At 36.8% G+C, this 14,568-nt stretch carries 10 protein-coding genes and 1 pseudogene; 8 read left to right on the plus strand and 3 right to left on the minus strand.

The annotated features are described in order from the left end of the window. Positions 1 to 188 precede the first annotated feature (188 nt). The 5 genes and pseudogenes from mdlD to ACQWU4_RS05055 form a co-directional block, all read left to right on the plus strand. Positions 189 to 1,514 (plus strand): annotated as a pseudogene (gene mdlD, locus ACQWU4_RS05035) (NAD(P)-dependent benzaldehyde dehydrogenase MdlD); the annotation flags it as partial. A gap of 191 nt (positions 1,515 to 1,705) precedes the next feature. After that, positions 1,706 to 3,031 carry a hypothetical protein gene (locus ACQWU4_RS05040; RefSeq protein ID WP_429934672.1) on the plus strand — a complete coding sequence of 442 codons (1,326 nt, stop codon included), beginning with the start codon at positions 1,706 to 1,708 and terminating at the stop codon, positions 3,029 to 3,031. A 1-nt stretch (position 3,032) separates the two neighbouring features. Further along, complete coding sequence (gene lptC, locus ACQWU4_RS05045; protein ID WP_429934673.1) at positions 3,033 to 3,629, plus strand: LPS export ABC transporter periplasmic protein LptC; 597 nt, start codon at positions 3,033 to 3,035, stop codon at positions 3,627 to 3,629. A gap of 1 nt (position 3,630) precedes the next feature. After that, positions 3,631 to 4,674, plus strand: coding sequence for an anhydro-N-acetylmuramic acid kinase (locus tag ACQWU4_RS05050; RefSeq protein WP_429934674.1), 1,044 nt, complete (start codon positions 3,631 to 3,633; stop codon positions 4,672 to 4,674). 82 nt (positions 4,675 to 4,756) lie between these two features. Continuing rightward, positions 4,757 to 5,035 (plus strand): hypothetical protein, encoded by a 279-nt coding sequence (locus ACQWU4_RS05055; RefSeq protein WP_429934675.1) that lies wholly within the window; start codon positions 4,757 to 4,759, stop codon positions 5,033 to 5,035. A gap of 15 nt (positions 5,036 to 5,050) precedes the next feature. Here ACQWU4_RS05055 and ACQWU4_RS05060 read toward each other — a convergent pair whose 3' ends face one another. Beyond that, complete coding sequence (locus tag ACQWU4_RS05060; RefSeq protein ID WP_260543467.1) at positions 5,051 to 5,440, minus strand: SRPBCC family protein; 390 nt, start codon at positions 5,438 to 5,440, stop codon at positions 5,051 to 5,053. Between the two features lie 72 nt (positions 5,441 to 5,512). Between ACQWU4_RS05060 and ACQWU4_RS05065 the strand changes: the two genes are divergently transcribed. After that, entirely contained in the window at positions 5,513 to 6,085 is a 573-nt protein-coding gene (locus ACQWU4_RS05065; RefSeq protein ID WP_429934676.1) for an NUDIX hydrolase, read from the plus strand. On the opposite strand, the gene ACQWU4_RS05070 is transcribed toward ACQWU4_RS05065, so the two are convergent. Further along, positions 6,082 to 7,353: a UDP-N-acetylmuramoyl-tripeptide--D-alanyl-D-alanine ligase gene (locus tag ACQWU4_RS05070; protein WP_429934677.1), complete on the minus strand. Its 1,272-nt coding sequence runs from the start codon at positions 7,351 to 7,353 to the stop codon at positions 6,082 to 6,084. The two genes, ACQWU4_RS05065 and ACQWU4_RS05070, sit on opposite strands and share 4 nt — an antisense overlap. A gap of 65 nt (positions 7,354 to 7,418) precedes the next feature. Then, positions 7,419 to 9,020 (minus strand): gliding motility lipoprotein GldJ, encoded by a 1,602-nt coding sequence (gene gldJ / locus ACQWU4_RS05075; RefSeq protein ID WP_429934678.1) that lies wholly within the window; start codon positions 9,018 to 9,020, stop codon positions 7,419 to 7,421. A gap of 164 nt (positions 9,021 to 9,184) precedes the next feature. On the opposite strand from gldJ, the gene porU reads away from it, so the two are divergent. Next, a complete protein-coding gene (porU, locus tag ACQWU4_RS05080) occupies positions 9,185 to 13,084 on the plus strand; it encodes a type IX secretion system sortase PorU (RefSeq protein ID WP_429934679.1) in 3,900 nt (1,299 codons plus the stop codon). Positions 13,085 to 13,144: 60 nt separating this feature from the next. Further along, on the plus strand, positions 13,145 to 14,308 hold the full coding sequence (gene porV / locus ACQWU4_RS05085) for a type IX secretion system outer membrane channel protein PorV (RefSeq protein WP_429934680.1): 1,164 nt from the start codon (positions 13,145 to 13,147) through the stop codon (positions 14,306 to 14,308). The last annotated feature ends 260 nt before the right edge of the window (positions 14,309 to 14,568 follow it).

Genomic DNA, 14,568 nt, shown 5'->3' on the forward strand with positions numbered 1-14,568 from the left:
AAGTCTGTTTTAATAGAAAACTTAATGTATAATATACTTCAGGTCTTATTATAGGAAACATCAATAATTTATTTCGAATAAATCTCCAATTTAAATTGTGTGCAATATAGTTTTTAGCAATACATTTGCTGAGCCAATTTTAGCTAAATTATTATTGCAATTATAACCTATTTCAATCACATAATAATTCAAAAATGAACAAGGAATCAGAAGAGAAAATAAAAGCAGTGTTCCAACAACAGAAGGCTTTCTTCAAGATCAATCAAACCAAAGATATTGAATTCAGAAAAACACAGTTGAGAAAATTCCGTGACGTATTTACAAGCCATACGGATGCTCTTTGTGATGCTCTGGAAACTGATCTCGGGAAAAGCAGAAAAGAAGCGGAATATGTAGAAATTCAGATTGTGCTCAGCGAGCTTGATTATCTGCTGGAAAATATAGATAACTGGGCAAAACCTACTCCGGTAGAATCAAAACCACATCCTTCAGGAGCTGAAGTGATAAGTAAAATAATATATGAACCTTATGGTGTAAATTATATTATCGGGCCTTTCAATTATCCTGTGCAGCTGACATTCAGTCCGCTTATCGGAGCTTTGATTGCAGGGAATACAGCGATCATCAAACCTTCGGAAAATACTCCACACGTAGCAAAAGTACTTGAAGATATTGTCAAAGAATCATTTGAAGAATCTTATGTAGCCGTAGTTCAGGGAGCTATTGAAGAAAACACTCTTTTATTAAGCCTGCCTTTCGATTATATTTTCTTTACAGGAAGCCCGAATGTCGGTAAAATTGTAATGAAAGCAGCTGCAGAACAGCTTATTCCTTTAACGCTGGAGCTTGGAGGAAAATCTCCTACCATTGTTCATCATGATGCCGATCTGGATAAGGCAGTGGCAAGAATATCTTACGGAAAATGGATCAACTGCGGGCAAACCTGTGTGGCTCCGGACTATATCTACATTCATGAGTCTGTAAAAGAGCTGTTTGTTGAAAAATTCAAAGCCTATTTAAAAAACACTTACCCTTACGGATCTTTGGGAAAAATAGGAAAAATTGTTAATCAAAACCAGATCAAACACCTTGCAGGTTATCTGGAAGCTGCTCCTGAAAAAGTAGTTTACGGCGGAAGCTATGATCTTGAAACCCGTCATTTTGAAGCAACCCTTATGGATGATGTAACCTGGGACGATCAGGTGATGCAGCAGGAAATCTTTGGTCCTATCCTTCCGATTATGACATACAGTGATATTAATGAAGCTTTGGAAGAAATCAACAACCGTCCTAAGCCTCTGGCATTATATGTTTTCACGGAAAGCCAGGAGTTTGCAGATGATATTCTGAACCGTACAACAAGTGGTGATGCGGAAATCAACAGTGCCATCATTCATGTTGGATCTCATTATTTGCCTTTTGGTGGTGTGGGAACTTCAGGAATGGGAAAATACCATGGAAAGTACAGTTTTGAAAATTTCAGCCACAGCCGGTCTGTACTTCAGGTAAAATAACTGATAAATTTAAAATAGAAAAGACCGTTCATCTTCCGTGAATGGTCTTTTTGTATAACAGGATTATTATTTTTATTAATGAAAATTTGCATTTTTCGTGCAGGGAAAGGCCCTTAACAAACTTTAACCACATATAATTTTTACAATTCATTAATATTTAAGATATTTGCGCATTGTTTTAAAAATAAAGAATGAAAAAAATCTTTGCAGTATCATTCATATCAGTTGGATACTTCCTAAATGCACAGAGTATAAGTAACTCTCCGTATGCAACTTATGGAATTGGAGATGTAAAATATGATAATACGATTGAAACTGCCTCTATGGGTGGTATATCTACTGCTTATATCAGTGATTTCACTAGCAGCTTCAATTTCGCAAACCCTGCGAATAACTCTAATTTCGAGCTTACAAGCATCAGGCTGGAAGCTACCAACGAAAACAATTACTTCAAAACAAATTACAACGATACGAAGTCTACCAAACATTCTACGTATCTTTCTAATATTGCAATAGCCTTTCCTTTGTCTCCAAAGGTAAAGATGGGACTTTCCTATCAGCCTTACAGCTCGAAAAGCTATGATATCGAAAATAGAACTCCAAGATACACCACTATAGATAACGTTGTCACACAAGACGGGTATTATACCAACCGTTTTAAAGGAAGCGGAACTCTAAATACTGCGCAGGCTGCTGTTTCATACAAGATAGATCAGAACTTTGCAGTAGGTTTAAGAGCTAATCTATATTTCGGAAATCTTTATGATCTGAACGAGCTGAGATCTTATGATAATAACGGAGCTGAGAATGCTGAATACATCGATGGTTATGAAACCAAAAACAGCATTAAAAACTTTAACTTTACGCTTGGTGGTAGCTACCAGAGCCTGAACACCCGTACAGACAAAAAGTTAACTCTCGGAGCTACTGTTACATTTGGAAATACCAGTAATATGACTACTGATTATGTAAACAGCACTTATATATATACTGATGTTGCACAGACAGTAAAAGCTTTGGAAACAACTATAGAACAGAAAAGTACCAGTTCTAAAAATCTTCTTCCGCTACAGGCATCTTTAGGAGTTGGATATGGAAGCGAAAACCATTGGTTTTTTTCAGGACAGCTTGATTATAAAAAAGGAGAAGATATTTCTTATTTCGGAAAAACCTTTGACTTCCAGGATACCTACAGAATTTCTGCCGGAGGATGGTATTTGCCAAATTATAACAATTTCAGAAGCTATTTCTCAAGGGTAACCTACAGATACGGAGCATTCTATGAAAGAGGAAATCTTAAAATAAATGGTACCAGCATCAATAAATTCGGGATTTCTGCCGGAGTATTGCTTCCGTTCAAAACGAGCAGTATTACAAGGATGAGCGGTCTTGAACTGGGTGTGGAACTTGGAAAGAGAGGAACTCTTAAAAACGATCTGATCAATCAGAACTTCATCAATCTGAGGGTCGGCTTCAATTTTGCTGACAGATGGTTCAGAAAGAATCTTTACAACTAAAATGAATTTTTCAAAAAAAATATCATATAAAAATATAGCATGCCTTTTTAGTTGTGCTATATTTTTTATACTGACATCCTGTGAAGAAGACCTTACCAAAGCCAACGGCAACAAAAGCAAAAACTTCCCTTCACAGATCATCAATAATGCCAATATTATACAGCGTGATTCCGGTTTTATATCTTTAAAAGCCAAAGCTCCTATTATTGAAAAATATGAACTGATTGACAGTCCTTATGTTGTTGCTAAAAAAGGAATCAATATAGAATTTTACGACAAAAAGAAACCTAAAGTTCCCGGTAAAATTACCGCTAAGTATGCCCGTATTTTCGAGTATAAAAAGTTTTATGAAGCAAAAGGCGATGTGAGAATTACAACCAATGAAGGACAGCGATTTGCCATGCAGAGTATATACTGGGATCAGAAAAAAAACAGGATTTATACCAAAGATACTGTATATGTAACCATGGAAGACGGCTCTACTCTGGTTGGAGCCAATGGTATGACAGCCAAAGATGATTTCTCTGAATATACTTTCTTTAATAATTCAGGAGATTTCAGCACAAAAAGACTCGAAGAAAAAAAAACACCACAGTAATATGAGAGTTCAGGCTATCGGACTCATGTCCGGAACCAGTCTGGACGGTCTGGATATATGTTTTGCCGTTTTTGAAAAAAAGGATAACTGGAGTTTCCAGATCTTAAAGGCAGAAACCCTTCCCTATCATCAAAACTGGGAAGAAAAGCTCAGAAACTCAATTCATTTGTCATCAGAAGAATTACTGGAACTTCATTCGGAATATGGTTTTTATCTCGGACAGAAAGTTAAAGAATTTATTGAAAAAAATAGTCTTGAAAATATTGACCTGATCGCTTCTCATGGCCATACCGTTTTTCATCAGCCTAAAAAGAAATTTACCCTTCAGATCGGAGATGGCAGAGCAATCAAATTAGAAACAGGACTTCCCGTAATTTATGATTTCAGAAGCCAGGATGTATTGATGGGCGGAAACGGTGCGCCTTTGGTTCCCATCGGGGATGAACTTCTTTTTTCTGAATATGATGCATGCCTGAATCTTGGCGGATTTTCAAATATTTCTTTAAAGCAGAACGGCAAAAGAATAGCTTTTGATATTGCACCAGTAAATATCGTTCTGAACAGACTTGCTCAGAAATTCAATAAAAATTTTGATGAAAACGGGGATTTAGCAAGAAAAGGCAAACTCAATAACGATCTCTTGGCAAAGCTTAATTCCCTGGAATTCTACAATCTGCCTCATCCTAAATCTTTAGGTATTGAATGGTGTAATGAGTCTGTTTTTCCACTTTTCGAGAACATTAAAACTGAAGATGCCATAGCGACTTTTACAGAGCATGTTGCACAACAGATTTCAAATGTCATTAACCAAAACACTTTACAAAATGTTCTCTGCACAGGCGGAGGAAGCTACAATACCTGTCTTATCGAAAAGATCAGAGAAAAAACGGAATTCGGGATTATCATTCCGGAAAAGGAAATTATTGATTACAAAGAAGCACTGATCTTTGCTTTTATGGGTGTTTTAAGGATGAATAATGAGATCAATGTCCTTTCTTCTGCAACCGGCTGTAAAGAAGACCACAGTTCCGGTTTAATTTGCTGATTTACTGATTACATTAATTACGTATAAACAGTCATTCTGCCATTTAAGTTAGTATCTTTATGATTATTAATATCAAACTGCAATGGACTCATTTATCAGCGACATACCTTTTGATAAGGTAACCATTATTGACAAGGATGGAAACAGACAGGAAATTACAGCCCATAAAATCATTATTGAAGCCGGAGCTAATGAATTTCATCTGGAAAACCTTTCTCATCCGGCAGCCCCAAAAGGAATCACAATCAGCTGTTCCAAATATGATGAGGATGATGACTTTTTTGAGACTTTAGCTATACATCCGGGTGCATCCAATGTGATACATCTGGATATTATTGAACATAAAAGAAAAAAGTCCTGAAATTCAGGACTTTTATTATTTGTAGGCTTCGATCTTGTCTGTAAGAGTATTGATAAAGTTCTGAAGCGGCTTTTCTACCATCATTTTGATGAAAGGATTAAATTTTCCTTCAAAAAGCATCTGAACTTCAGTCTGGTTTTCGCTTACAGGATTCAAAGTAGCTGTTAATGAAAAATCCAGACTCGAACTTGCAGATTTCAAAACTGCTTTCTGCTCGTCCACTTCATCTATTTTCAAAGCAATTTCCGGCATTCCCTGAAGTCCGAATTTAAAGCCGTTATCCCTTGTTTCAAATTTCTGAAGACCGTCCGGCATAAAATCTTTATAGTTCTCAGGGTATTTTAATATTTCAGACAGTTCTTTAGATGATTTATTGACAATAATTTTTCGTCCTTCTAAATTCATTTTTTATTTTTGTATTTAAATTCTTAATTCTTACAAATGTATAAAGTTTTTGTGAACGAAAAAAAATTATTAGTGTCTAAGCATTCTGAGAATCTTGAAAAAGAGCTTAAGTATGAAAGTTTCACAACTTTAGAGATTGCATTGGATCTTTTGGAGAATACCTCGGTAAAAGAATTAAATGTTTTCGGTGAGAATATAGAAGAGATCTGGAATGAATTCCAAAAGCTTTTCAGAATTATAGAGGCTGCAGGAGGTCTTGTTAATAATCCCGCAGGTGAGCTCCTGTTCATTAAAAGATTAGGCAAGTGGGATCTTCCCAAGGGCAAAATGGAAAAAGGTGAATCCCGTGAGGAATCCGCTGTAAGGGAAATTGAAGAGGAAACCGGACTGAAAGACGTTGAGCTGGTACAGTTCATCAATACGACATATCATATCTATATCGAAAGAAACGGTGAAAAAATCCTTAAATGCACCCATTGGTTTGAAATGAACTTCAATGGTGAAGATACTTCAAAACCACAGATTGAGGAAGGAATTACTGAGGTTGCCTGGAAAAACACCGCTCAGATCGAAGATGAAGTTTTCCCAAGCACTTTCCAGAATATTAAACTGATCGTAAAAGAATTCTGGAGTTCAAAAAATTAAATAAATTCGATAGATTTTTCCAGGGCAATTCCCCGTGAGCCCTTTAACAGAATATTTTCTGAATGAATTTTATTCAGTTTAAGATATTCTATTAATTCTGCAGTGTTTTCAAAAGATAATGCTGAGAGGTTTGCAATTTTAAAATTTCTGCCTACCGTAATGATCTGGTCAAAATTTAATTCTCTGGCCAGATTTAAAATATTCTGATGTTCTTTTTCACTTTCTTCTCCCAATTCAAGCATATCTCCTATTATAACGGTTTTGCTTCCTTCAAAGGTCACAAAATTATGCAGTGAGGCATTCATGGAACTTGGATTGGCATTGTATGTATCAAGAACCAATGTTGTGTTTTCCTTTTTCACCACCTGCGAACGCATATTGGTCGGGGTATAGTTCTCAATGGCATGTTTGATCTGTTCAAAACTGATTCCGAAATGCAGTCCTAAACTGGCTGCTGCACATAAATTGGTAAAGTTATATTCTCCTGTCAGTTTGGAAACTGCTTTTCCATCCTGATATTCCAATCCTACAAAATGTTCTTCGGAAAACAACCCGAAATGATAATCTGAGCTATCTTTTCCAAATGTGATTTTGGGTGTATAGTTTTCAGTTTTTTCTGCCTGTATGGGATCATTTTCATTAACAACAATAGTTTGATGATGATTTTTCAGATAATCATACAGTTCAGATTTTCCTTTGATTACTCCTTCAAATCCGCCGAAGCCTTCCAAATGAGCTTTTCCAAAATTGGTAATATATCCAAAATCCGGTTGTGAAATAGTACACAGAAGCTCAATCTCTTTCTGATGATTGGCTCCCATTTCCACTACTGCCATTTCGTGTTCTGGTTTAATAGAAAGAATGGTTAACGGAACCCCAATATGATTATTTAAATTCCCTGAGGTATACTGCACATTGAATTTCTCCGAAAGAACAGCATGGATAATCTCTTTCGTAGTCGTCTTTCCGTTACTTCCTGTAAGCCCGATAACAGGGATTTTAATTTGATTTCTATGATGAATGGCCAGCTGCTGAAGAAATATCAGTGTGGAAGGAACATAGAAGATGTTTTTGTCTTTATTTTCAAACTCCGGCTTTTCAACAATCACAGCCAAAGCTCCATCATCGGCCGCTTTTTCTGCTAAAGTTGCAGCGTTGAAGTTTTCACCGGAAAAGGCAAAGAAAATATCATTCTTACCGACTTTTCTGCTGTCGATTGTCACTTTATCTGATTGTAAAAATAAAGGATAAAACTGTTCTATATTCATACTTCAAAAATAAAAAAACCTTCCGGAAATCCGGAAGGTTTTTTGTAAGTATTTTTTGATAAATATTATCTTCTAGTTCTGCCTTTATCGCTAGCTCTAGCATCTTGTGCAACACGGAAACCAATCCATCCGTAAGCTCTGTCCTGGTTTTTGTATCTTCTTTGTCCCGGATCCAACCAATATGCTGTATCCTGCCAAGAACCACCTTTTACAACTCTTACGTCATTAGATACTGCAGAAGTTCTGTCTTTAGTATCTTTCTGAAGCTTCACTCTTCCACCAGCATCTACAATAAATCTTCTCTGAGGAGCATTGTACATATCAAATGATGAAGCTGAATCTGAAGCTCTGTAATATTCTAATGAAGACTGTCTGTCACCATCTCTGTAGTTTCTGTGATCAGCAACCGTTTCTCTTTCAAACTGACCAGGAAGACCTCTGTATACTAATCTTCCGTCTGCTAAAGTATCATATTTTATAGTACCCTCGTCGATCATTTTGTAAGTTCCGTCACCGTTTCTTACGATAGCCTGAGGCATGTTTCCTCTGTAGTAGTTGAAGTCGTTGAAATCTTCATCAATGATAGGTCTGTATACGTCTGCAGTCCACTCGGAAACGTTTCCGTACATCCCGTAGATTCCAAGGTCGTTAGAAGGATATTGTCTTACGTCTGCTGTTTGTGCAGCTCCGTCGTTTTTCCATCCTGCAATACCTGAATAGTCACCTCTACCCATTTTGAAGTTTTCAAGGAACATTCCTTTATCTCTTCCTTTAGTACCTCTTAATCTTTCGATTTCCGGTTTTTTACCCAGGTACTGATTGTATTCTCTGTTTTTAGCCATACCAAGAGCTGCATATTCCCATTCAACTTCGGTAGGAAGTCTGAACTTCTGAACCATTGAAGCATTTGGAGCTCTGTTTGCAGAAAGAAGTCTCTGGTTGGTTGTTTTCATACCAGATTTTTGCTGCATTCTTTTCTCGTTGATATATCCCTGCATTTCCGGATCATTCGCTTTGAATTTATCCATATTAAATGCTGTTCCGCCCTGGTTATTGGATTCGTTGATATACAAATCTTTAGCAATAACTCCGGCCTGCATTAAAGCTTTTTCGTTCGCTCTGTCTGTAAGCCATTCACAGTATCTGTTCGCCTGAGTCCAGGAAACTCCTACTACCGGGTAGTAATCGAATTCCGGAGAACGAAGATACGTCTCATTATAATCGTTTCTAGCTAATTTGTTGTCCCATAAAAGAGTATCCGGCAAAGCACCGTTGTAAATCTCCTTAAAGCTAGGGTCACTTGGTGGAAATACGTACTTCAACCATGTAAGGTATTCGCGGTATTCATAGTTTGTAATTTCTGTTTCTCCGATGAAGAATGAACTTACCTGCATTCTGCGAGGTGTGTTATTCCAATCATGCATAACATCATCTTTCACTAATCCCATTGTAAAAGTTCCACCTTCTACATATACCATTCCTGGCCACCCCTTCTGTTTTTGTTGCTTTCCTGCAAAAAACCAACCTTGTTTTTCGTTTGGTTTCCAACCCGTCTTGCTGACAAATTTTTTAGTACCGCCTCCTTTGCTGGTCCCGGATCCGCCACAGCTGGTTAATGCAAGTGTAGAACTTAATGCTATTAATGAAAACAACTTTAGTTTTTTCATAGTCGATATAAATATTTTCAAAGTACAAAGAAAAAATAAATTATTCAATAAATCAAGTAAACATTTGATTTTTTTGAAAAACGTTAACAAATTAATTTTATTGTATCACAATTTAATTCTAAAATTTTCATTTTATTTGTAATTCAGAAATTTCAATAATAAACATGAAACAAAAAATCACCTTTTTATTACTATTCTCTTTTGTATCAACACTTTGGGCCCAGAGAAAAGCCATAGAATGGGAAGGCTCTAAAATCCAAGATTTTGGTGACACAAAATTAAATCTTCCAAATTTCAAAAATGAAGGTTTTTCGTTCAGCCAAAATAATGTTTTTATCATAACTAAACAAAAAATAGGAGAAAAGCAGCTGAAAGTTTCGGATATGGCCTGGGAAAGTGTTTCCGGTAAGGATTTATATGATCTTGACAAAGGCCGGCTGCCGGATTATGAAACTGCAGATATAACCTATTATACTTTGGAGGGAGAAAGATATGCAAGTATAAGTGTTGCTTTATTTAAGAATGTGAAGGGACGTATCCAAAGACTTTCCTCATTCAATATTTCTGAAACAGCAGCTCCCAACAATTTCAACTCAGGAAATGTAAACAAAGTGGGAAGTACTGTCAATCCCCTTGCAAGCGGTGGATTTTATAAGATTAAAGTAGACAGATCAGGAATATTTAAAATCACAACGCAGTTTTTAAAAGATAACGGGATCAATCCGGCTTCTGTAAATCCCAAAAATTTCAGAATTTATGGAAATGGCGGTGTAATGCTTCCCGAATACAATCTGGATACAAAGTACAGCGCCCTTCAGGAAAATGCTATTCAGGTAGTAGGTGAAGAAGATGGTGTATGGAATGACGGAGATTATGCATTGTTTTATGCTCAGGGACCGGATGGATACAATCTGTATGATACATCCAACGGAAATGGCTACAAAAGAATTGATACAAGAACAGACAGAAGCAATAACCTCAAAAATATATATGACGATTTTTCTTATTACTTCATTAATTTTGATAAAGGTGTCGGCAAAAGAGTACAGCCTGTTGACGTCAGCTTACCTGCCGGAAATTTAATAACAAGGTATGATAATTATCAGGTGATCAACAATGACCAGTTGAATCTCTTAAAAGTAGGAAGAATCTGGGTAGAAAGTACACCTTTTAACACAGACAAGGTAGTTACTTTTACCACCAACTCACCTATTCAGGCAGGTGATGTCATTAAATACAAAACACAGGTGATAGGTTACAGAGCACAGCAGAATTCTGTGGAATTCAAGATAAACAACCAAAATCCGGTCATACAAACTGTTCCTGCTAATACTCCTACTTATGGGTTTGATTATTACCAGTTAAAATATGAGGGCACGATATCCACCCTTAATGGAAACCAGATTACACTTAATTATGCACCCAACATTTCTGTAAATCCAAACGGAGCTTTCCATTTTGATTATGTTGAAGTACAGTATAAAGAAAACCTTACTTTCAACGGATCACAGATGAGTTTCAGAGATTTTTCGCTTACCAGTGGAACCAATACCGATTACGGTTTCGGTATTTCCAATGCTACAAATCTTGAGCAGGTATGGGATGTAACAGATATTACAAATGCCAACAGAAGAGTAAATAAAGCAGGTGCAGGCAGTTTTAACTTCGGTTATATTACTTCTGATCTTAATTTTAATAATGAATTTGTCGCTTTCCGCGCTGATGCAGCTTACAATCCCCAGTTTGTAGAAAGAGTTGCCAACCAGGATCTTTCCGGATTGCAGAATGTGGATTATCTGATCATTACCGTTCCTGAGATGATGGGACAGGCTCAGAGACTGGCAAGCTATCACCAGACCAGAAATAATTTTACGGTAGAGATCGTAGATGCTGCCAAAATTTATAATGAATTTGGAAGCGGAAGCAGGGATCTTACTGCAATAAGAGATTTTGTAACAAAACTTAATAATAGCGGAAGACTTAAATATGTATTCATTTTAGGAGATGCTTCTTATGATTACAAAAACAGGATTTCCGGTAATTCCAATGTTGTTTCCAGCTACGAAGGTGAAAATTCAGCAGACTTTGTCGGCTCTTTCGTAACGGATGATTATATTGTAATGACACAGCCGCAGACTTCATCTTCTATTGAAAACAATCTACCGGATATACCTGTAGGAAGAATTCCTGCTGCCAACGTAACTGAGGCGGGCAATATGATCAGTAAAACCCTTGCTTATTACAATGGTCTTTCAGGGCAATCTTCTCCTTTCGGAGAATGGCGTATGAAGCTTGATTTTGTTGTGGATGATGATAAAGACGGCGGAAGCCCTTTCCACGAAGTAATCAATAATACATTATCCAGTATTTTTGAGCAGCCCGGCCAACAGGAACTTAAAGAATATAATGTAAGAAAATTATATCTTGATGCTTTCCCTGCTCAAAGTACCGCTGCAGGACAAAGATTTCCTCAGGTGACCCAGGCTATTTCAAATGATATAGGAAACAGTCTTTACCTGTTCTATTTCGGACACGGAGGTATCAACGGATGGGCTCAGGAAAGAGTACTTACAAGTACTGAGATTCAGAATTCGAATAACTTCTCCAATGTATACAGCAGATTTCCATTTGTATCTACCATTACCTGTGAGTTTACATTATGGGATGAGCCAAATACTTCTTCTGCGGGAGAGCAGTTCATTAAACTTAAACAGGGAGGTGCCGCAGCTATGATCACATCAAGCCGTGCCATTGGTGTTGATTACGGACGTAATTTCTCGGATATTTATACCAAAAGTATTTTCAAACTGACCAATGATGATTTTGAAACTTTAGGATATGCCCATTTACTTGCGAAAAAACAAAAAGGAGCTAATATTGATCACTTGAAGGTTAATTTCCTTGGAGATCCGGCTATGAAACTAAGCAGACCTCAAAGACAGCTTATTATAGATAATATTGAATCTCCCGTTCCGGGATTGATCAGAGGATTGGATTTCATTAAGGTGAAAGGTCATATCAACAATCCTAACGGAACATTAAACACAACTTTCAACGGAAGGGTGTCTATCAATATTTTTGATAAGAGATTAAATAAAAAAACATTGAATAATGACGGAGTTTTAGCTCCTGTTATGAATTACACAGAAGAAGGGAGTGCTATTGTTAAAGCTTCCGGAACAGCTGTAAACGGAGTATTTACTGTTGAATTCTATGTTCCGAAAGACATCAACTATGCTGTAGGACAGGGAAGAATATTAGGATATGCAGATAACAGGGCAACAGATGTATTCAATAACCAGGCAGTACAGGTGGGAGATATCAACCCGAACGGAATCAATGATAATGAACCTCCAAAAGTAAAACTGTATATGAATAACACCAACTTTGCTGACGGCGGAATCACTAACCAGAATCCTATGCTTTTAGCCTGTGTTACGGACGATACAGGAATCAACTCTACCGGATCAGGTGTAGGTCACGATATTACGGTTTATCTTGACGGCCAGATCATCAATACTATTGTACTGAATGATTTCTTCACTTCGGGAGAAGGAAACGGATGTCTGAGCCCAAGTCTTGCCGACTATCAGAAAGGAAATGTAACCTACCCTTTCAGAAATCTTGCGATAGGGCAACATCAATTAACATTTAAAGTTTGGGACATAAACAATAATTCCACAACTGCTACGTTAAATTTTGAAGTTAAGGATGAAACTGATCAACATCTGGTGATAAACAGACCGCTGAACTGGCCGAATCCGTTTACCAATAAAACATACATCCAGTTTGAACATAACTGCGATGATATTTTAGATGTAAATGTTCAGATTTATACCATAACAGGAAAATTAGTAAGAACACTATCTCAGCCGGTGGTTGCAGAACCGTTCCTACAGGGCTTTAGAACACCTCGCCAGTCAATAGAATGGGACGGAAGAGATGATTTTGGGGCAACTGTTGCAAAAGGTACGTATATTTTTAAGATATTTGCAAAAAGTCAAAATCAAGAAAAATGCAAAGGAAGTGCTACAGCTGTAGAAAAAATGGTACTTTTGAAATAAATTAAATAATACATAGATAATAATATTTATAAAAAACTGATAATATATAAAAGACAACATATGAATTTAACTACTAAACTGCTTTTGGGATTTGGTTTAAGTGCTGGTTTTTTAGGCTATTCGCAAGATTTAAGTAAAATAAATCCAGTATTGACCGGAGCTCCTTTTCTAAGAATTGCACCAGATGCAAGAGCTGGAGGTATGGGAGACCAAGGGGTGGTAACTTCACCGGATGCATTTTCACAATTCTGGAATGCGGCAAAATATCCTTTTAGCAGAACAAGTTCTTCCATAGGTCTTAACTATACACCATATATGGGAAAACTTACCAATGATGTATTCTTACTATATGGTGCATTCCATAAATTTTTGGGACAGGAAGAAAGATCTACAATCTCTGCAAGTATCTATTATTTCAATATGGGTGAAGTAGACCTTACCCAATTGGTAGGTTCAGAAGTAACTTCTATGGGTACCTCAAAACCTAATGAATTTTCCATTGACGTTGCGTATGGTCTGAAACTTTCTGACTCATACTCAATGGCTGTTACCGGTAGATTCATCCGTTCAGATTTAGCCGGAGGTTTCAACACAGATACTACGCTTAAAGCTGCCAACAGTTTTGCAGTAGATGTTTCAGGATACTATACTTCTCCAAGATTTTCAAGCTTCGGAGGATATGACGGTAAAGTGAATGCTGGTTTCGCTATTCAGAACTTAGGTCCGAAATTAGACTATACAGGAAATGAAGAATCCAGATCTTATCTGCCTACTATGGCCAGATTAGGGGTTGGTTATGATATGTACCTGGATGATATGAACAGAATCGGTCTTAGTGTGGAAGGTTCAAAAATTCTGGTTCCGGGATCGGAATATGTAGGAATAGATCCAAATACAAGACAGCCTAGATACGAAATTCCGAATGTAGGTCCTATTGCCGGAATTGGAAAATCTTTCAAAAATAAGAACAGTATCATGTACAGCGGTGCTTTGGAATATTCTTATGACAATGCATTTTCTGTAAGAACAGGTTACTTCCACGAAAGTGAAGAGCAGGGAGCAAGACAGTTTGCGACAGCCGGTATCGGGTTAAAATACCGTTCTTTCGGACTTGATGTTTCTTACCTGATCAATATGTCAAAAATCAATACAGCTTTAGATAACACACTTCGTTTCGGTCTTACCTGGAACATTGGTGATGAAACATCTAATGTAGATTATTAAGAACATTATACAGTATAAAAAGCCTCATTATGATGAGGCTTTTTTTATGCCAATAGTGAATTGGCTTTGGTTATGAATTATTAAGACCCCTATAAATTCACTATTGACATTTACAATTCATTTTTCAACGGTAATAATACAATTCCAGCATTAAATTTGCATTAGAGCACTACTCAATTACCAATTGACAATTTATTACAGAAATATAATAGATAAGTTTGCAAAAGTCTCATTTTTATAAGGCTTTTCTTATTTCCAAT

Source organism: Chryseobacterium sp. MIQD13, from assembly GCF_050496705.1.
Classification (GTDB): domain Bacteria; phylum Bacteroidota; class Bacteroidia; order Flavobacteriales; family Weeksellaceae; genus Chryseobacterium.

Excerpts from the sequence above, each read along its gene's own strand:
- ACQWU4_RS05070 (WP_429934677.1), bottom strand. The coding sequence starts at position 7,353 with ATGAATATAGAACAGTTTTATCCTTTATTTTTACAATCAGATAAAGTG.
- ACQWU4_RS05055 (WP_429934675.1), top strand. The coding sequence starts at position 4,757 with ATGGACTCATTTATCAGCGACATACCTTTTGATAAGGTAACCATTATT.
- porU (WP_429934679.1), top strand. The coding sequence starts at position 9,185 with ATGAAACAAAAAATCACCTTTTTATTACTATTCTCTTTTGTATCAACA.
- ACQWU4_RS05040 (WP_429934672.1), top strand. The coding sequence starts at position 1,706 with ATGAAAAAAATCTTTGCAGTATCATTCATATCAGTTGGATACTTCCTA.
- porV (WP_429934680.1), top strand. The coding sequence starts at position 13,145 with ATGAATTTAACTACTAAACTGCTTTTGGGATTTGGTTTAAGTGCTGGT.
- ACQWU4_RS05050 (WP_429934674.1), top strand. The coding sequence starts at position 3,631 with ATGAGAGTTCAGGCTATCGGACTCATGTCCGGAACCAGTCTGGACGGT.
- ACQWU4_RS05060 (WP_260543467.1), bottom strand. The coding sequence starts at position 5,440 with ATGAATTTAGAAGGACGAAAAATTATTGTCAATAAATCATCTAAAGAA.
- gldJ (WP_429934678.1), bottom strand. The coding sequence starts at position 9,020 with ATGAAAAAACTAAAGTTGTTTTCATTAATAGCATTAAGTTCTACACTT.
- lptC (WP_429934673.1), top strand. The coding sequence starts at position 3,033 with ATGAATTTTTCAAAAAAAATATCATATAAAAATATAGCATGCCTTTTT.